At 69.8% G+C, this 18,527-nt stretch carries 17 protein-coding genes and 1 riboswitch; of the genes, 1 reads left to right on the top strand and 16 read right to left on the bottom strand.

Going from position 1 to position 18,527, the window contains the following annotated elements:
- Positions 1–3: 3 nt before the first annotated feature.
- Positions 4–161: riboswitch (cyclic di-AMP (ydaO/yuaA leader) on the bottom strand.
- Positions 162–793: 632 nt separating this feature from the next.
- On the top strand, positions 794–1,591 hold the full coding sequence (locus ACFYR3_RS23645) for a tyrosine-protein phosphatase (RefSeq protein WP_389284668.1): 798 nt from the start codon (positions 794–796) through the stop codon (positions 1,589–1,591).
- 44 nt (positions 1,592–1,635) lie between these two features.
- Here the strand turns inward: ACFYR3_RS23645 and ACFYR3_RS23640 are convergent, their stop codons facing one another.
- The 16 genes from ACFYR3_RS23640 to ACFYR3_RS23565 all read right to left on the bottom strand — a co-directional run bounded on the left by ACFYR3_RS23640 (position 1,636) and on the right by ACFYR3_RS23565 (position 18,513).
- The gene (locus ACFYR3_RS23640; protein ID WP_389284701.1) at positions 1,636–1,752 is read right to left on the bottom strand and encodes a DUF6126 family protein; all 117 of its coding nucleotides are present in this window, start codon (positions 1,750–1,752) and stop codon (positions 1,636–1,638) included.
- 29 nt (positions 1,753–1,781) lie between these two features.
- Complete coding sequence (locus ACFYR3_RS23635; RefSeq protein ID WP_389284667.1) at positions 1,782–2,420, bottom strand: helix-turn-helix domain-containing protein; 639 nt, start codon at positions 2,418–2,420, stop codon at positions 1,782–1,784.
- Positions 2,421–2,616: 196 nt separating this feature from the next.
- Entirely contained in the window at positions 2,617–4,017 is a 1,401-nt protein-coding gene (locus tag ACFYR3_RS23630) for an aspartate aminotransferase family protein (RefSeq protein WP_355853729.1), read from the bottom strand.
- A complete protein-coding gene (dxs, locus tag ACFYR3_RS23625) occupies positions 4,014–5,966 on the bottom strand; it encodes a 1-deoxy-D-xylulose-5-phosphate synthase (protein ID WP_356783324.1) in 1,953 nt (650 codons plus the stop codon). Before dxs ends, ACFYR3_RS23630 begins: the two co-directional genes overlap by 4 nt.
- 27 nt (positions 5,967–5,993) lie before the next feature.
- Entirely contained in the window at positions 5,994–7,151 is a 1,158-nt protein-coding gene (ispG, locus tag ACFYR3_RS23620) for a flavodoxin-dependent (E)-4-hydroxy-3-methylbut-2-enyl-diphosphate synthase (RefSeq protein ID WP_355853723.1), read from the bottom strand.
- A gap of 4 nt (positions 7,152–7,155) precedes the next feature.
- Positions 7,156–8,178, bottom strand: a complete 1,023-nt coding sequence (gene hpnH, locus ACFYR3_RS23615; RefSeq protein ID WP_389284666.1) for an adenosyl-hopene transferase HpnH — start codon at positions 8,176–8,178, stop codon at positions 7,156–7,158.
- Positions 8,179–8,183: 5 nt separating this feature from the next.
- Complete coding sequence (locus ACFYR3_RS23610; RefSeq protein ID WP_355853720.1) at positions 8,184–8,825, bottom strand: 1-hydroxy-2-methyl-2-butenyl 4-diphosphate reductase; 642 nt, start codon at positions 8,823–8,825, stop codon at positions 8,184–8,186.
- On the bottom strand, positions 8,825–10,828 hold the full coding sequence (gene shc / locus ACFYR3_RS23605) for a squalene--hopene cyclase (RefSeq protein WP_389284665.1): 2,004 nt from the start codon (positions 10,826–10,828) through the stop codon (positions 8,825–8,827). Before shc ends, ACFYR3_RS23610 begins: the two co-directional genes overlap by 1 nt.
- Before the next feature lie 152 nt (positions 10,829–10,980).
- Entirely contained in the window at positions 10,981–12,111 is a 1,131-nt protein-coding gene (locus ACFYR3_RS23600; protein WP_355853715.1) for a polyprenyl synthetase family protein, read from the bottom strand.
- Entirely contained in the window at positions 12,108–13,514 is a 1,407-nt protein-coding gene (gene hpnE, locus ACFYR3_RS23595; protein WP_355853712.1) for a hydroxysqualene dehydroxylase HpnE, read from the bottom strand. The genes ACFYR3_RS23600 and hpnE overlap by 4 nt, the downstream gene beginning before the upstream one ends.
- Positions 13,511–13,642, bottom strand: coding sequence for a DUF6380 family protein (locus ACFYR3_RS23590; RefSeq protein WP_355853826.1), 132 nt, complete (start codon positions 13,640–13,642; stop codon positions 13,511–13,513). Before ACFYR3_RS23590 ends, hpnE begins: the two co-directional genes overlap by 4 nt.
- 8 nt (positions 13,643–13,650) lie before the next feature.
- Positions 13,651–14,601 (bottom strand): presqualene diphosphate synthase HpnD, encoded by a 951-nt coding sequence (gene hpnD / locus ACFYR3_RS23585; RefSeq protein ID WP_355853709.1) that lies wholly within the window; start codon positions 14,599–14,601, stop codon positions 13,651–13,653.
- Positions 14,598–15,500, bottom strand: coding sequence for a squalene synthase HpnC (gene hpnC / locus ACFYR3_RS23580; protein ID WP_355853706.1), 903 nt, complete (start codon positions 15,498–15,500; stop codon positions 14,598–14,600). The genes hpnD and hpnC overlap by 4 nt, the downstream gene beginning before the upstream one ends.
- Before the next feature lie 369 nt (positions 15,501–15,869).
- Positions 15,870–16,649: an ABC transporter ATP-binding protein gene (locus ACFYR3_RS23575; RefSeq protein WP_355853703.1), complete on the bottom strand. Its 780-nt coding sequence runs from the start codon at positions 16,647–16,649 to the stop codon at positions 15,870–15,872.
- Positions 16,642–17,571, bottom strand: a complete 930-nt coding sequence (locus tag ACFYR3_RS23570) for an ABC transporter permease (RefSeq protein ID WP_355853700.1) — start codon at positions 17,569–17,571, stop codon at positions 16,642–16,644. Before ACFYR3_RS23570 ends, ACFYR3_RS23575 begins: the two co-directional genes overlap by 8 nt.
- Before the next feature lie 96 nt (positions 17,572–17,667).
- Entirely contained in the window at positions 17,668–18,513 is an 846-nt protein-coding gene (locus tag ACFYR3_RS23565) for a glycosyltransferase (RefSeq protein WP_355853823.1), read from the bottom strand.
- Positions 18,514–18,527 lie beyond the last annotated feature (14 nt).

The raw sequence follows: 18,527 nt of genomic DNA, 5'->3' as shown, positions 1-18,527 counted from the left end.
ACGATTTCCTCTCCGGCGCCTGCGGGGTGAGCTGTCGGGTGCGGGCTGGAGATGCCCGGCCGCGGTGCTGCGCGGCTGTACCCCTAGCCTGTTCCGGAGACCGGATCAGGCACGGAACCTGTGGGTCCCCCGCTCCTGCCGTGTACGGGTGAGTGTGCGGATTCCGGGCGGCGGCAGGATTGGGCGTCCGTCCGGATTGAGGCAGAACGTAAGCGAGATGAGAGCGCGTCGACAACCGTGCGCTTTGTCCGTGCGCTCACCTTTCTTGATCCATGGGGGAATTGCCGTCACCCTCTGTGGAATGACGATCTTTCGGACCTCTCAACCGGCCCGGAAACGCGGGCGGGTTGAGAAATGAGGACGGCAACGCATCGTCACGAATATGACGCTCCTCACGCGACTCGACCCAGGGTGCTTTATTCCAGGGCCAGTTGTAACGAAGGCGCCAATTGGGACAGAACAGCCAGATACGACGTGAATGGATAACCGTCACATCCGGGCCTCCGTGCCGGTCGGCACGCAAAACGGCACGCAGCAATGCCGCACATCGGCGCAATTCAACCTGCCGAATCCGTACGGCCGGGCCAGGCGGCCGACTCCCTGGCAAATTCGAACATACGTGCCCAACGAGCTGTGTCATCGAGGGCGTCCCGCCTGGTAGACGACCCCTGTGGACAACTCATTGCCTCAGGAACCCATGTCGTATCGTCGAGAGCGCGAGCCGGACACAACTGCCGACGAGCGATGCCGAGTCCAGCCCGGCGACGCCGGCGGCCGAATGGGAGGAGCCCCCGTGACGCAGCAGGTCCCGTCGACCGAGCCCGATCTCGGCGGAGTGCGCAACTTCCGCGACGTGGGCGGCCTGCCCACCGCGGACGGCCGGCGAGTGCGCTACGGGCACCTGTTCCGCAGCGGCCACCTCGCTCACGCCACGGACGAGGACGCCGCGTTCCTCGCCTCCCTGGGACTCCACACGATCTTCGACTTCCGCAATGCCGCGGACCAGAAGATGGAGGGCCCGGACGTCGAACTGCCGGGCGTACGGAACGTGAATCTTCCGCTGACCGACCCGGCGGACGGCAGCGAGTTCTGGAAGATGGTCCGCGACGGCGATCTCGACCAGCTGCGCGCGATCCTCGGCGACGGCAAGGCCGCGAACCGGATGATCCACTCCTACCGCACGATCATCAAGGAGCGCACGGCCGAGCACTCCCAGGTGCTGCACGCGCTGGCCGAGGACAGTGTGCCCGCGCTGATGCACTGCGCGGCCGGCAAGGACCGCGCCGGGCTGTCCATCGCCATCACCCTCCTCGCCCTCGGCGTCGAGCGCGACGCGATCGTGGCCGACTACCTGGAGTCGAACGCCGCGCACCGCCGCTACAAGGTGCGCCGCAGCAACACCTCGGCCTCCGCGTACTCCCCCGAGGTCATGGAACTGCTCAGCCCGCTCTTCGACGCACGCGCCGAGTATCTGACGGCCGCGTTCGAGACGATCGAGGAGACCTGGGGCAGCGTCGACGCCTACCTGGAGCAGGGGCTGGGGATGACGCCGGAGCTGCGGGAGCGCCTGCGCGAGCGGCTGCTGGACTGAGCCGCTCGCCCGGGCTGCGGTTTCTAAGCGTTCCGGTGGTGGTTCTACTGGTTCTTCGCGCCCAGCGTGAAGAGCAGGTAGATGAAGGCCGCGAAGAGGTGGCCGACGGCGACGTAGATGATCAGCCGCACCCACAGGGCGCGCGGGAACTTCTCCTCCATGGACCGCCGGCGGGGTTCTGTGGGTTCGGTCATGACGTCTCTCCCGAGGTGGGGTGGCCCGTCGCCGGGCCGAGGCACAGCGCGGCGACGGGACTCTGCAGCAGGGTGTGTACGAAGAGGAGCTCGGCTCCGTCGCGCTCGACGGCGGCGATGCGGTGCGGGGTCAGCGAGTCGAAGTGGGCGCTGTCCCCCGGCGCGAGGACGTGCGCGGTGTCTCCGAGGCGCAGCCTGAGCCGCCCCTGGAGGACGTACAGCCACTCCTCGCCCGGATGGACGCGCACGATGTCGCCCTGTGAGCCGGACGGGACGTGCACGCGCAGCGCCTGCATGCCTCGCCCCGCGGCACCGGCCTGCCAGTAGGTCCAGCCGCCCGCCGGGGCCGGTTGCATGTCGGCGGCCCGCACGATCGCGTCACGGTCGGCGACCGTCTCACCGAGCAGTTCGGAGACCGTCGTACCGTAGACACGGGCCAGCGTGAGCAGCATCGGCAGCGAGGGCTGGCGCTGCCCGGTCTCCAGACGGGAGAGGTGGGCGGGCGAGAGCCCGGCCGCGCGGGCGGCGGCCTCCAGCGTGAGGGACGCGTTGCGGCGCAGCGCGCGGAGCTGGGGCGCGACGGCGTGCAGCTCGGCGGACGGCTCGTCGGCCGCCCCTGGATCCACAGGGCTCATATGACCATTGAGCCCGATGATTACCTCTGGGGCAATTTTCTTGCCCCAGAGGCAAAGAGCCCGACGGTGTCGACGCCGGGTCCTCGGCAGCGTCGACGCCGCATCCAGACCCGCGTCGACGCCGCGCCCGCACCCGAGTCGGCGCGGCGCCCGCGTCCACGCCGCGACGGCAGCGGCCCGCCGGAGCGGCCGGGTCTCAGCGGTTCGCCACCGCCTGTTTCACCAGGGTCTTGCCGAAGTCCCACATCAGCCCGCCGCCGCTGTGCGCGTCCTCCATCACCGCGGTGAAGGCCTCCACGAACCGGTCGACGTCCTGCTGGTCGATGACCAGCGGCGGGATCAGCTTGATCACCTCCAGGTGGTCGCCGGAGACCTGGGTGAGGATGCGGTGCCTCTGGAGCAGCGGGACGACGACCATCTGCGCGAAGAGGCCCTTGCGCGCGGCCTGCAGCATGGTCCAGCGGCCGCGCAGCTTGAGCGACGTGGGCCGGCCGAACTCGATGCCGATCATCAGACCCCGGCCGCGTACGTCGCTGAGCAGCTCGTACCGGTCGACCAGGGCCGCCAGCCGGGACTTCAGCTGTTCCCCGGTGATCCGCGCGTTGGCGACGATCTGCTCGTTCTCCATCACGGAGAGCACCGCGAGCCCCGCCGCCATGGCCTGCGCGTTGGAACCGAAGCTCGCCGAGTGCACGAGGACCCGGTCCATGGAGGAGTAGACCTTCTTGAAGATCCAGTCCTTGCCGAGCGTCGCGCCGACCGGCACATAGCCCCCGGAGAGCGCCTTGGCCACGCACACGAGGTCCGGTTCGACCCCTTCCTCGTGCTGGTAGGCGTAGAAGTCCCCGGTGCGGCCGAGGCCGGTCTGCACCTCGTCCGCGATGAGCAGGGCCTTGTGCCGGTGCAGCAACTCCTGGGCGGCGCGCAGATATCCGGGCGGGGACTCGTGGACGCCCTTGCCCTGGATCGGCTCCACGATCAGCGCGGCGACGTCGCCCTTCTTCAACTCCCTTGCCAGGGCGTCGAGATCGCCCAGCGGGACGGCCGTGTCGGGCAGCAGCGGGGCGAAGCCGTCACGGAAGCCGTCCTCGCCGTTCACGGACAGGGATCCGGTGGTCAGGCCGTGGAAGGCGTGCGAGCAGTACAGAACGCGCGGCCTGCCGGTGGCGTACCGGGCGAACTTCAGCGCGGTCTCGACCGCCTCCGTCCCGCTGTTGCCGAAGAACACCCGGTCCAGATGCGGGCTGTGGGCGAGCAGGCGTTCCGCGAGCAGGCCAGGCAGCGGCTGGCAGTCGAAGCGGGTGAGGTCGGCGAGCGAGGCGTCGAGGACGTCGTGCAGCGCGCGCCGGACGACGGGGTGGTGGCGGCCGAGGCCCATCACCCCGAACCCGGCGAGCATGTCCAGGTAGTCGTTGCCGTCGGCGTCCCAGAAGTGCGCGCCCTCGGCCCGCTCGTACACCTTGTCGAAGCCGATGGTGTGCAGCATGCGCGGGAGCTGGTGGTTCAGGTATTTCGTGTGCAGTTCGTAGCGCTCGGCTCCGCGCTCGGCGAGGAGTGCGCCGAGGTCGAACTCCCCCTTCTCCGCAGGGTCGGTCATTCCTGTTTCTCCTTGGACGACTCATCCTCGGCCGGCCGGTCGGCGGCCTTCGACAGCTCGTACGCGGTCTTGGCCCGCTCGTCCCTGATCGCCAGGCCGGCGCTGATCCGCCCGGCGATCTCGACGGGTGTGAGCCCGATGTCGGCCAGCACCTCGGCCCGCTTGGCATGCGCGAGGAACTGCTCCGGGATGCCGAACCTCCGTACGGGCACGTCGACTTCGGCGTCCCCGAGGGCCAGCGCGACCGCCGCGCCGACGCCCGAGGCCCGGCTGTTGTCCTCGACGACTGCGACGAGCCGGTGCTCGGCGGCGAGGTGGGGCAGCGCCGGGTCGACGGGCTTGACCCAGCGCGGGTCGACGACTGTGCAGCCGATGCCCCGGGCCTCCAGGAGGTCGGCGGTCTGGAGGCAGACCGGCGCCATGACGCCCACCGCGACGAGCAGCACCTCGGGGCGCTCCCCCCGGTGCAGGACGTCGAGCCCGCCCACATGGTCGACCGCGGGGATCGCCGGGCCGACCGACTCCTTCGGGAAGCGGATCAGCGTCGGCGCGTCGTCGACGGCGACCGCCTCCCGCAACTGGGCCCGCAGCTGGTCGGCGTCGCGCGGCGCGGCGATCCTGAGGCCGGGCACGACCTGGAGGATCGACATGTCCCACATGCCGTTGTGCGAGGCGCCGTCGACGCCGGTGACCCCGGCCCGGTCGAGGACGAAGGTCACCCCGCAGCGGTGCAGGGCGACATCCATGAGGAGCTGGTCGAAGGCCCGGTTGAGGAAGGTCGCGTACACGGCGACGACGGGATGGAGCCCGCCGGTCGCGAGACCTGCCGCGGACACCGTGGCGTGCTGCTCGGCGATGCCGACGTCCCACACCCGGTCGGGGAACCGCTCGGCGAACTTCCCGAGCCCCACCGGATGCAGCATGGCCGCCGTGATGGCCACGACGTCCGCGCGCTCCTCGCCGATCCTGACGATCTCGTCGCCGAACACGGAGGTCCAGGAAGGGCCGTTGGACGGCGCGAGGGGCTCGCAGGTCAGCGGGTCCATCACCCCGACCGTGTGGAAGTGGTCCTCCTCGTGCGCGAGCGCGGGCTCGTAGCCGCGCCCCTTCTCGGTCAGGCAGTGGATGAGCACGGGCCCGTGGAAGCGTTTCGCCCGGCGCAGCGCGGACTCCACGGCTCGCACGTCGTGGCCGTCGATCGGGCCGACGTACTTGAGCCCGAGGTCCTCGAACATGCCCTGCGGCGCGAAGGCGTCCTTGAAGCCCTTCTTCGCGCCGTGCAGCGACTCGTAGATCGTGTTGCCGACGAGCGGGGTGCGCAGCAGGACGTCCTTGCCCCAGGCCAGGACCTGCTCGTAGCTGTCGGTCGTCCGCAGGGTCGCGAGGTGGTTCGCGAGGCCGCCGATGGTCGGCGCGTACGAGCGTTCGTTGTCGTTGACGACGATGATCAGCGGTCGGTCCTTGGCGGCGGCGATGTTGTTCAGCGCCTCCCACGCCATGCCGCCGGTCAGCGCGCCGTCGCCGATGACCGCGACGACATGGCCTTTCTCGCCCTGCACCTGGCGGGCCTTGGCGAGCCCGTCCGCCCAGCCGAGCGCCGTGGAGGCGTGGCTGTTCTCGATGACGTCGTGCTCGGACTCCTCGCGCGAGGGGTAGCCGGACAGGCCTCCCTTGCCGCGCAGCTTGGAGAAGTCCTGACGCCCTGTCAACAATTTATGTACGTAGCTCTGATGGCCGGTGTCCCACAGGATGCGGTCGACGGGCGACTCGAAGACCCGGTGGAGGGCGATGGACAGTTCCACCACTCCCAGATTGGGTCCGAGATGACCGCCGGTCCTGGCGACCGCGTGCACCAGGAACTCCCTCACCTCTTCGGCCAGTTCACCGATTTCTGCCTCGGACAGCGCCTTCAGGTCGCGTGGTCCCCGGATGTTCTCCAGAATCGTCACGTCGGGCCCCCTCTCGGTCCGTGCTGATCAGCTCACGGTGACGGCCGGTTCTCCGGACGCGACGCCGTCGTTCTCCATCTGCTCCGCGATCTTCATCGCCTCGTCGATGAGGGTCTCGACGATCTTCGACTCGGGGACGGTCTTGATGACCTCGCCCTTGACGAAGATCTGCCCCTTGCCGTTGCCGGAGGCGACCCCCAGGTCCGCCTCCCGCGCCTCGCCGGGACCGTTGACGACGCAGCCCATGACCGCGACGCGCAACGGGACCTCCATCCCCTCCAGACCGGCCGTGACCTCGTCGGCCAGCTTGTACACGTCGACCTGGGCGCGCCCGCAGGACGGGCAGGAGACGATCTCCAGGCGCCGCTGCCGCAGCCCCAGCGACTCCAGGATCTGGATGCCGACCTTGCACTCCTCGGCGGGCGGCGCGCTCAGCGAAACCCTGATGGTGTCACCGATGCCCTCGCTGAGCAGCGCGCCGAACGCCACGGCCGACTTGATGGTCCCCTGGAACGCCGGACCGGCCTCGGTCACCCCGAGGTGCAGCGGATAGTCGCACTGCGCGGCCAGTTGCCGGTAGGCGTTGACCATGACGACCGGGTCGTTGTGCTTCACCGAGATCTTGATGTCCCGGAACCCGTGCTCCTCGAAGAGCGACGCCTCCCACAGCGCCGACTCGACGAGCGCCTCGGGCGTCGCCTTGCCGTACTTCTCCAGCAGCCGCCGGTCGAGTGAGCCGGCGTTCACTCCGATACGGATCGGGGTCCCGGCGTCCTGCGCGGCCCGCGCGATCTCCTTCACCTTGTCGTCGAACTGCTTGATGTTGCCGGGGTTCACCCGCACCGCCGCGCAGCCCGCCTCGATCGCCGCGAACACGTACTTCGGCTGGAAGTGGATGTCCGCGATCACCGGGATCTGGGACTTGCGGGCGATGGTCGCGAGCGCGTCCGCGTCGTCCTGCGTGGGGCAGGCGACGCGGACGATCTGGCAGCCGGACGCGGTCAGTTCCGCGATCTGCTGGAGGGTGGCGCCGACGTCCGACGTACGGGTCGTGGTCATCGACTGCACCGACACGGGCGCCCCGCCGCCGACCGCCACCGGTCCGACCTGGATGCGCCGTGAGACACGGCGCTCCGCGATCGGCCGGACCGGTACCTCGGGCAGGCCCAGGGAGACGGCGGTCACGACGTCACCCGCGGCTTTCCGTGAAGGTCTCGCGGGCCGCCCGGATCGACTCCTTGAGGGAGCCCATGGTGGCGAGGACGGCGGTCGGCTCGTAGCCGCAGTGCGCCATGCAGTTGGCGCACCGGTCGTCCTTGCCGCGGCCGTAGGAGTCCCAGTCGGTCTCCTCCAGGAGCTGCTTGTACGTCTGCACGTACCCGTCGCTCATCAGATAGCAGGGCTTCTGCCAGCCGAAGAGCGAGTAGCTCGGGATCGCCCACGCGGTGCACGGGAAGTCGACCTTGCCCTCCAGGAAGTCCAGGAAGAGCGGGCTCTGGTTGAGCCGCCAGCGGCGCCGGTTGCCGCCCGCGAAGGCCTTCTTGAACAGTTCCCGGGTCTGCTGGACGCCGAGGAAGTGCTCCTGGTCGGGGGCCTTCTCGTAGGCGTAGGCGGGCGAGAGCATCATCTCGTCGACCTTCAGGTCGTCATTGAGGTAGTTGAGCACCTCGATGATGGTCTGCGGGGTGTCGGTGTTGAAGAAGGTCGAGTTCGTGGTGACGCGGAAGCCGCGGCGCTTGGCCTCCTTGATGGCCTCGACCGCCTCGTCGAAGACGCCTTTCTTGGCGACGGACTCGTCGTGCCGCTCGCGCAGCCCGTCGATGTGCACGGCCCAGGCGAAGTACGGCGAGGGCTTGAACTTGTCCATCTTCTTGCGCAGCAGCATCGCGTTGGTGCAGAGGAAGACGAACTTCTTCTTGGCCACCAACTGCCGCACGATCTCGTCGATCTGAGGGTGCATCAGCGGTTCGCCGCCGGCGATGGACACCATCGGCGCACCGGATTCGAGGACCGCGCCCACGGCCTGGGCGACCGGCATGCGCTGCTTGAGCACACCGGCGGGGTGCTGGATCTTGCCGCAGCCCTCGCATGCGAGGTTGCACGCGAAGAGCGGCTCCAACTCGACGAGCAGGGCGAACTTGTCCCGCTTCCTGAGCTTCTGTTCAAACAGGTATGCAGCGACCTTCATGGACTGCCGAAGCGGCATGGCCATACGGCTCACCTCCGAGGGAGCGACAAAGAACGGTGCCATTCGAAAAAAGCGGGAAGCACGGCACGAAGAACACGGAAAGCTGATATTCCACCGCGGACCGTGCCGATTCGGACGAGTTCATGTTCTGGAGCATCCACGACCACTCGTACGGCCGCAACGGGACGCGTGCCCGAGCGGACCGCGCCGAGCAGGGTGGCCGCGGACTCCATGTCGACGGCGATGGCTCCGGTCGCGAGCAGATCGGCGCGCTCGTGACCGCGGACCACGTGATCGGAGCCCGTCAGCGGCCCCGTGTGGACGGTGCGGCCGGGCACGGCGCGCACGAGTTCCTTGACCAGGAGATCGGTGCCCACGCACGGCGTGGTGCCGCTCGGGTCCCGGGTCTCCTCGGCGACGACCAGGTCACCGGGGTGCATGCCAGGGGCGAGCCCCGCGCAGAACCCGGTGGCCAGCACGGCCGCCGCGGACAGCGCCGGGTCGGCGAGCACCCGGGTGACCGACCGGTCGGCGGCCTTGGGCCCCATGCCGGTGCGCAGCACGGTGACCGGCCCGCCGGCGCCGCTCCGGTCGCCGCTGCGCAGGGCGAGGTGCTCGATGCCGAGCGCGCAGGCGATCAGCAGTGGATCCGGTGCGGACCGCCTGTCCATCAGCCCCCCTTTGCCGCGGAGAAAGGGTCTCCGTGGACGTAGCGGCCGAGCGCGGTGAGCGGGAAGACCTGCCGGTAGAGGTGGTAGTTGATCGAGAAGTCCCACGGGAAGCCGGTCCCCGTGAAGTACGGCTCGTCCCAGGAGCCGTCGGTCAACTGGGTCTCCGCGAGCCAGACCACCCCGCGCTCCACGGCCTTGGAGTCGCTCTCCCCGGCGGCCAGCAGGGCGAGCAGCGCCCAGCCGGTCTGGGAGGCGGTCGAGGCGCCGCGTCCGCTCCATCCGGGGCTGTCCTCGTAGGAGCGCATGTCCTCGCCCCAGCCGCCGTCGTCGTTCTGCACGGTCTCCAGCCAGGCCACGGCCCGGCGGATCGCGGGGTGCGAGCCGGGCAGCCCCGCCGCCACGAGCGCCGGGACCACCGACCCTGTTCCGTATACGTAGTTGACGCCCCAGCGCCCGAACCAGGACCCGTTCGGCTCCTGGTGGGTGAGCAGCCACTGGACGCCCCGGCGGGTGCGCGGGTCGTGCGCGAGCCCCTCGAACGCCAGCATCTCCACCACGTGCGCGGTGACGTCGGCGGAGGGCGGGTCGATCACCTCCCCGAAGTCGCAGAACGGCAGCCGGTTGGGGAAGGCGCTGGTGTTGTCGACGTCGAACGCGCCCCAGCCGCCGTCCTTGGACTGCATGCCGAGATTCCAGCGGACCCCGCGTCCGATGGCGTTCTCGACGCGGTCCGGGTCGTGGTGCCGGACGCGGCGCAGGGCGAGGACGACCTCCGCGGTGTCGTCGATGTCGGGGTAGTTGTCGTTGTGGAACTCGAACGCCCAGCCGCCCGGCGGCAGTTGGGGCCGTTTGACCGACCAGTCGCCGGGCCGGACGATCTCCTCCCCAAGCATCCAGTCCACGGCCTTGACGAGCTGCGGGTGGTCGGCGGGCACTCCCGCGTCGGCCAGCGCGATGGTCGCCAGGCAGGTGTCCCACACCGGCGACTGGCAGGCCTCGATCATCCGGGCACCGTCGTCGCGCCATACGGCGAAACGGTTTAGCGAGGCCAGCCCCTCGCGCATGACCGGGTGTTCGAGGTCGTAGCCGAGCAGGTGCAGGGCGATGACCGAGTAGACGGCGGGCGGCTGGATGCCTCCCCAGCAACCGTCGTTCTCCTGGCGCTCGATGATCCAGCGGGCCGCCGTGTTCATCGCCGCTCTGCGCAGGGCGCGCGGTGCGACCTTGCGGTACTGGTGCAGCGCTTTGTCCAGGCGCTGGAAGGCGCCCTCCCAACTGACCACAGGAGCAAGGGGCTTGACCGGATTGGGGTTACGGGCGTCGGTGTGCAGTTCGTCCAGCGGGAACGGCGCGGGCCGCACCGGACGCTTCGCCGAGACGACAGTGAGGGGCACGATCGTCTGTCTCGCCCAGCAGCCGAAGTCGTAGATGTTCAGCGGCATCCACTTCGGGAAGTAGATGAGCTCCGGCGGCAGTTCGGGCAGGTCGTCCCACTTCCACCAGCCGAAGAGGGCGAGCCAGATCCGGGTGAAGACACGGGCCGCGGCGAGGCCGCCACGCTCGCGGATCCACGCCGACGCCTTCGCCATGTGCGCCTCGTCCGGGGCGTCCCCGGCCAGCCGCAGGGCGACGTACGCCTCGATCGTGGTGGAGATCTCGCCCGGACCGCCGTAGAACGAGGCCCAGGTGCCGTCCTCGCGCTGCTCGCCGCGGATGAACAGCGCGGCGCCGCGGGTGGTCGGCTCGTCGCGAATTCCCAGGAACTGACGGAGAAGCAGGTCCTCGGCGTCCATGGTGACGTTCGTCTCGAGGTCGCCCTTCCACCAGCCCTGGGCATCCTGCAACTCGAGCAGGAAGTCCGTGGCGCGCTCCATGGCGCGCGTGGCGGCGTCTCGGGTCTCGACCGTCCCGGCCGCCTCGGGAGTGGTCTGATGCTGGGTTTCGCTGGCCGAGGCAGCGCGGGGCGGCAGGGCCCCGGTGCTTCCGTCGGTCGTCGCTGTCATGGCTTCCCCTTCGTGCAGTGGTGTGTCTCTGCTGTGGGTCCGCCGTCGGCCGGTGCGTTCGTTCGGATGGATATCCCCCCGCTCGAACGAGGTTCGAAGCTTGGGAAAGGCACCGGCCGGCGACTACGCGAGGTTTATTCGACCGATAACGATCATCTCTTCCGTACGACTACGAAGTCGGCCAGCGCCACGAGCTGGGCGCGTACGTGCTCGGGCATCGGGACGGCGTCCAGCGCCTCGATGGCGATCGCGTGCTGGCGGCGCGCCTCCTGGGCGGTCCACTCGCGGCCGCCCGCCTCCTCGATGAGAGCCGCGCGCGCGGCGAACTCCTCCTCGGAGAAGTTCTCGAAGTCGCTGGCCTTGGCGTCCTCGGCGAGCAGCTCACCGAGCCGCTCGGAGGCGGGACCGCCCGCGGCGAGCGCGGCCACGACCGGCAGGGACTTCTTGCGCTGGCGCAGATCGCTCCAGGTCTGCTTTCCGGTGGCCTCCGGGTCGCCCCAGATGCCGAGCAGGTCGTCGACGGCTTGGAAGGCGAGGCCGAGGTGGTAGCCGTAGCGCTCCAGCGTGTCGGCGGTGAGGTCGTCGGCGCCGCCGAGGACGGCTCCGATGGAGCAGGCGCAGGCGAGCAGGGCGCCGGTCTTGTTGCCCTCCATCTCCAGGCACTCCTCGACGCTGACGCGGTCGCGGTGCTCGTAGGAGATGTCCTGGGCCTGGCCGTCGATGAGGGCCCGGGTGGCGGTGGTCAGGCGCCGGGTGGCGCGGCCGGCCTCGACGGTGCCGAGCTCCAGGAGAACCTCGTTGGCCAGCGCGAACAGGGCGTCGCCGACCAGGATGGCCTGGGCCGGGCCGTGCACCTTCCAGACGGTGTCGCGGTGGCGGCGCTGTTCGTCGCCGTCCATCAGGTCGTCGTGCAGCAGCGAGAAGTTGTGCACCAGTTCGACGGCGACCGCGCCGGGCACGCCCACCTCGGGGGCCGCACCGGCGGCCTGCGCGGAGAGCACGGCGAGCGCGGGGCGTACCGCCTTGCCGCCGTCGCCGTCCGCGGGGTTGCCCTCGGCGTCGATCCAGCCGAAGTGGTAGGCGGCGACGGTATCCATGGGCGCCGCCAGACGGTCGACGGCCGCCTTGAGCACCGGTGTGGCCAGGGTCCGGCCGCGCTCCAGGAGCGCGGTCACGTCCACCGCGTCGGCAGCCGTTTCGGCCGGGGGCACAGTGGGCACAATCTCTCCTCTTGTTGCGGTACCGGGGGTGCGGGGGCCTGCCAGGCTCCGGTCGAGCGTCATGCCGCCTCCTCGAAGAGTCCGAGGAGGTGATCGCGGGGCCGGCCCAGGGCGTCCAGCGCGGCGTCCGCCGCACCGACTCCGCTGCGAACCGCACTCTCCATGGTCGCGGGCCACCCCGTGGCGGTCCACGCTCCGGCCAGGTAAAGGCCGGGGGCCTTGGTACGGGCACCGGGCCGCAGCCGCCCGACACCCGGGGCGGGGGCGAACGTCGCGGTGCGCTCCCGGGTCACGAAGAAGTCCGTCACGCCGGCGCCGCGCGCACCAGGCAGCAGCCGCTCCAGCTCCGGCAGATACCGCTCCCGCAGCACGGCGACGGGCTCGTCGATCTCGTCCTGCGCCGCCGACTGCGACAGCGCCAGGTACTGCCCCTCCCGGAGCCCGGACGCCTCGGTGCGGTCGAAGACCCACTGCACCGGGGAACCGAGCGCCGCGAAGAACGGCGCAGTCAGGACCTTCCGGTCGTAGACGACGTGGATGTTGAGGATCGGCGCGGTGCCGATCTCCAGGAGCCGCTCGGGAGCGTCGAGCGCCCCCTCCGGCAGAAGATCGTGGGCCTCGCGCTGGGGTACGGCGAGCACGACCGTGTCGGCCTCGATGCGCTCGCCGGGAACCTGAACGCTCCAACGCCCGTTTTCGTAGGGGGAGACGGAGGTGACTCGTGTACGGATCTCGGTACGCACGCCCGCGGAGTCGAGCGCCTTGCGGGCGAGGGTGTCGTGCAGTTCGCCCAGCGGGACGCGCGCCCAGCCGATGTCGGCCGCGCCCGGGTCGGACAGCAGACCCGTCTTGAACACCATCGCGGCGAGGCCCAGCGAGGAATCCTTGGCCACCGCGTTGAGGGTGGCGACCCCCACGAGGTCCCACAGTGCTTCGACGGCACGTTCCGACTGACCGTGCCCGGCGAGCCAGTCGCCGAAGTTCTGCGCGTCGAGTGCCGGATCCGTGAGATCCAGGCCCTTGAGCGCGAGCGCGGCACGGCCGACCCTGGCGCGCTCGGCGAGCGACAGATGCTGATACGTCGCGAGGCTGCGCGCCAGATGGAGCGGCACGGGCAGCGCGCTGCGGCCGATCCTGCCGAGCCGTCGTCCGGGAGGTGCCTCCAGGTCGAGAACGGGCACGTCGAGACGATCCTGCAGGGGCGCGAGCGAGGTTGCGTCGACGCGGTCGAGGAACCAGCGGTAGGCGGTGCAGCAGCGCAGAAAGACATGCTGTCCGTTGTCCACGGTGAGCTCGCCGCGCTGGAAGGAAAAGGCGAGACCGCCGAGGCGAGGCCGGCCTTCGAGCAGCGTCACCCGCAGCCCGGCGTCGGCGAGCGCGAGCGCGGCGGTGATCCCGGCGAGCCCGCCGCCGATCACCACGGCAGCGGCCCGGCCGGAGTCGTCCGTGGACTCGACCTCGCTCATCGCGCACCCTCCCCTGCGGCCGCGCCGTGATGGTTGAACGGTGCACGGCAGGCCGTTGCAGTCAGGGACGCCGCCCGGCCCCGGAGGGTTGCGTGCCGCTTTTCGTCGATGGAATCACCTTGGCGCATTTTGTCCATCAGGCGCGCCTCCGGACGGTGCGGCGGGAGACGTGCCGGGCGTCGAGACCGGAGAGGCCGCGCACGGCGACGTACGCCTTCTCGCGCCCCGGCAGCGAGACCCGGCCGCGCAGCACGGCCTCCGGCTCGCGCTCGATGCGGTCGAGGAGACGCCGGTAGATGCCCGCCATGGCCGCGACACAGGCGCCGCTGCGCCGGTCCAGCATGGGCAGCAGCCGGTAGCCCTCGGCGAACAGGGCACGCGCCCGCCGCACCTCGAAGTGCACGAGGCCCGCGAAGTCGGAGCCCGGCGGTGGAGTCGAGCCGTCGAACCCGGCCGAGCAGCCGAACTTGGCCAGGTCGTCGGCGGGCAGATAGGTGCGCCCGCCCTCGGCGTCCTCCCGGACGTCCCGCAGGATGTTGGTGAGCTGGAGCGCGAGCCCGAGCGTGTCCGCGTACTCCGGCGCGCGCTCGGCGCCGCGCGCTCCCGGTTCGGTGCCGAAGACCCCGAGCGAGAGCCGCCCGATCGCCCCGGCCACGCACCGGCAGTAGACCTTCAGGTCGTCCCAGGTCTCGTACGTCTCACCGCGTACGTCCATCAGCACGCCGTCGATGAGTTCGTCCAGGCCCCCGAGAGGTACGGGGAAGTACTCGGCGGTATGGCTGAGGGCGACCGCGACCGGGTCGGTGTCGTCCTCGGCAACGGCGCCCGCGCGGACGCGGGCGAGCAGCGCCCGGGTCTCCTCCAGGCGCACCGCCTTCACGTCCGCCGCCAGCACGCCGTCGCCGATGTCGTCGACGCGCCGGGAGAACGCGTACAGCGCAGACATCGCACGACGCTTGGGCGTCGGCAGAAGCCTGATGCCGTACGCGAAGTTGCGGGCCTGCTGACCGGTCACCGCCTCGCAATAGCTGTACGCGGCGAGTACCGGTGCGGACACGCGCTGTTCCGACTCCACGGTCCGGATCACCCCTTTCCTCGCAGAGTCACTCCCACCTCGCGCAGCAACTGGAGCTTGCCGGGCTTGGGCGGGCCGGGAAGTACGTCGTATTCGGCGGCGGCAATCGCACGGATTGCCGCCCTTCCCCCCGCAACGAACCCCGCGAGCAGCAGCTTCAGCCTGCCGTGGACGCTACCCACGAGGGGGGTGCCTTCATTCAGGAGGTTCAAGGCGCGTTCGGCTTCGTATGCAACCAGTGCTCGCACCGATGCGCCTGCTGTGGGGACGGCAAGATCCGCTTCGACGACGTGAAAGCGCTTCATGTCGGCGGCGGGCAGGTAGACGCGGTCGCGGCCGAGGTCCTCGGCGACGTCCTGGAGGTGTTCGACGATCTGCAGCGCCGTGCACACGGCGTCGGAGTGGCGGACCCGCTCGGCCGTGGACGTTCCGGTGACGGAGAGGACCAGGCGGCCGACGGGGTTCGCGGACAGTTCGCAGTAGGCGAGCAGATCGTCGTAGGTCTCGTACCGCTTGACGAGCTGGTCCTGGCGGTTGGCCGCGATCAGGCCGAGAAAGGGCTCGGGGGTGAGGCCCGCGCGGCGGACCGTGGGCTGGAGCCGGCGCAGCAGGGGGTGACGCGGGGTCGAGTCGAACACCCGGTGAAGATCGGCTTCGAGGGCTTCGAGGAGGACCATGCGGTCGTCGGCCTCCGCGGCCGACACGCCGAGCAGGCGGGCGTCGGCGCCGCCGGGGGCGAGATCGCCGTCACCGATGTCGTCGACGAGGCGGGCGAAGCCGTACACGGCCATCAGATCGTCGCGCCAGGCCCTGGGCAGAAAAAACGGGGCCACTGGAAAGTTCTCGTCCGCGGCTTTGTCGAGGGTGCCGCGCTCCGGATCGCCGGTGCGGGCCGTCCCGGCTTCGGTCACCGCTCGCCGCCCGGCGCGAGGACGGCACACGCATCGCGGAGCTGGAGAGTCACCGTAGCCATTGCCGTCACATCTCCCGTTCTACACTGCCGACCCAACACTGCCCATTTCGGACACGCCGCCCGGAGATCCGCTCAGCGTGACGGTGCCGGGTGTCGCGTATTATCGCCCTACTTGACGCGATTCAGCACCGGTACAGCTTACGTTGTACAACGCGGCACAGTCCGCCGGGGTGTCCTGCACATCACAACAACACACCGATTGGCGTCAAGATTCCTAATGCCGACGGGAGTTGGCGTTTCCTTTGCAGACGCAGGGCCCCGCCGGAGAGTTCCGGCGGGGCCCTGGTCCTGTCGTCGGCCGAACGGGCTACTTGCCCGTGAACTTCTCGTACTCCTTGAGGACGTCCTCGGTCGGGCCGTCCATGCGCAGCTCGCCGCGCTCCAGCCACAGCACGCGGTCGCAGGTGTCGCGGATCGACTTGTTGTTGTGGCTGACCAGGAACACCGTGCCCGCGCTCTTGCGGAGCTCGCGGATCCGGGCCTCGGACCGCTTCTGGAAGGAGCGGTCGCCGGTCGCCAGCGCCTCGTCGATCATCAGGACGTCGTGGTCCTTGGCCGCCGCGATGGAGAAGCGCAGCCGGGCCGCCATGCCGGACGAGTAGGTCCGCATCGGCAGGGTGATGAAGTCGCCCTTCTCGTTGATGCCCGAGAAGTCGACGATCTCCTGGTAGCGCTCCCTGACCTGCTCGCGGGACATGCCCATCGCGAGGCCGCCCAGAATGACGTTCCGCTCGCCGGTGAGGTCGTTCATCAGGGCCGCGTTCACGCCGAGCAGCGAGGGCTGGCCGTCGGTGAAGACCTTGCCCTTCTCGGCGGGGAGCAGACCTGCGATGGCCCGCAGGAGCGTGGACTTGCCGGAGCCGTTCGAACCGATCAGGCCGATGGCCTCGCCGCGGTAGGCGGTGAAGGAGACACCCTTGACGGCGTGCACCTTGCGCACACCGCGTTCCTCGCCGCGCTTGAGGATGCGGCTGAGGGCGGCGGTGGCGCTGCCCTTGCCGGTCTTGGCGCCGTTCACGCGGTAGACGATGTGCAGTTCGTCCGCGATGACGGTCGGGATGTGCGACCTCTTCTCGAGCTCAGCCACGGCCGTACCTCTCTTCAGCCTTCCAGAAGTACACGAAACCGCCGACGGCCGTGATCACGGCCCAGAAGACGGCGATGGCCCACACGTGCGGGGGCAAATGGGAGGCGCCGTAGCCGTCGATGAGCGCGTAGCGCATCAGGTCCATGTACACGGCGGCCGGGTTCGCCTGGAGCACGCGGGCGATCCATTCCGGGCGGCCGACGAGCATGGCGCTGATGGAGAACATGACACCGGAGGCGTACATCCAGGTGCGCAGGATGAACGGCATCAGCTGGGCGAGGTCGGGCGTCTTGGCACCCATCCGCGCCACGATCAGCGCGAGGCCGGTGTTGAACAGGAATTGCAGGAACAGCACCGGGATGATCAGCAGCCAGGACAGACCCGGGTAGCTGCCGAAGGAGATGGCCACCACGAACAGCACGATCATCGAGAAGAGCAGCTGCTGCAGCTGCTGGAGGGCGAACGAGATGGGGAGCGAGGCACGCGGGAAGTGCAGCGCGCGCACCAGGCCGAGGTTGCCCGAGATCGCCCGGACGCCCGCCATGACCGAGCTCTGCGTGAAGGTGAAGACGAAGACACCGGTCACCAGGAACGGGATGTACACGTCCTTCGACATACCGCGGTTGGCCTTCAGGATCAGGCCGAAGATCAGGTAGTAGACGAACGCGTTGAGCAGCGGCGTCGCCACCTGCCAGAGCTGGCCCAGCTTGGCCTGGCTGTACTGCGCGGTCAGCTTGGCCTGCGAGAAGGCGAGGATGAAGTGCCGCCGGCCCCACAGCTGACGAACGTACTCGACCAGGCCGGGCCGGGCACCGCTGACCGCGAGCCCGTACTTCGCGGCCATCTCGGCCGCGGACAGCCCGTCATCGGGTGACGGCAGGTCGCTCACCGCGACTACGCCGTCCTGCGTGGTCTCACTCACAAGGGGAACTTTCGTCTTCAAGATGCGCACCGCCTGGTCGGGCGTGGGCATGAGCCGGGGACCGGGTAGGCCCGGGTGCTCTCAGAATCGAGCTTGTCAGATGACTGGAGGTCGGCCCAGTCGAGTCAGCCGCCACACCGTGCGCCACCTCATGGGACGGCGAGGTCCGCACGGACTCGTCCAGCCTTCCCTGAATCCGCCGAACCAGGCCCGCAGAGCTGCCCGCGAGGGGCGGCGCAGCAGCGTCAGGAGCATCCAGACGCCCAGGTAGACCGGGACGAGCGCCGCGGGAAGGTTTCGGCGCGCGAGCCAGACGCGGTTGCGGGCCACCATGCGGTGGTACACCGCGTGCCGTGAAGGGGCGGTCGTCGGGTGGTACAGCACCATGTCGGACCGGTAGTCGATCATCCAGCCGGCGTCGAGGGCCCGCCAGGCCAGGTCCGTCTCCTCATGGGCGTAGAAGAAGGCGTCCGGGAGCCCGCCGACCTCGGCGAGGACCTTCGTACGGACCGCGTTGGCGCCGCCGAGGAACGTCGTGACGCGCGAGGAGCGCATCGGGTCGGCGGCACGCAGCCGCGGGACATGGCGGCGCTGGGTCTCGCCGGTCTCGGGGTCGGCGATGCGGAAGCTGATGATGCCGAGTTCCGGGTCGTCGGCGAAGGCCCGGCGGCACAGCTCGGCCGTGTCGTGGTGGGCCAGCAGGCCGTCGTCGTCCAGGAAGAGGAGGACGTCGACGTCGGTGCCACCGGGGCCGAAGGCCTCGATGCCGACGTTGCGGCCGCCGGGGATGCCGACGTTCTCGGGCAGTTCGACCGTGCGGACGCCGGCGGGGACGTCCGGGACGGGTGAGCCGTTGCCGACCACGACCACCTCGACGCGGTCGCCGTCCTGCTTGGCCACGGAATCGAGAAGGGCCCTCAGTTCGCCGGGGCGGTTGCCCATGGTGATGATCACCG

Source organism: Streptomyces sp. NPDC005784, assembly GCF_042871525.1.
In the GTDB taxonomy this organism is placed as follows: Bacteria; Actinomycetota; Actinomycetes; order Streptomycetales; family Streptomycetaceae; genus Streptomyces.
The sequence above is the reverse complement of the archived record's forward strand: the minus strand, read 5'-3'. Positions and strand labels throughout refer to the sequence as shown.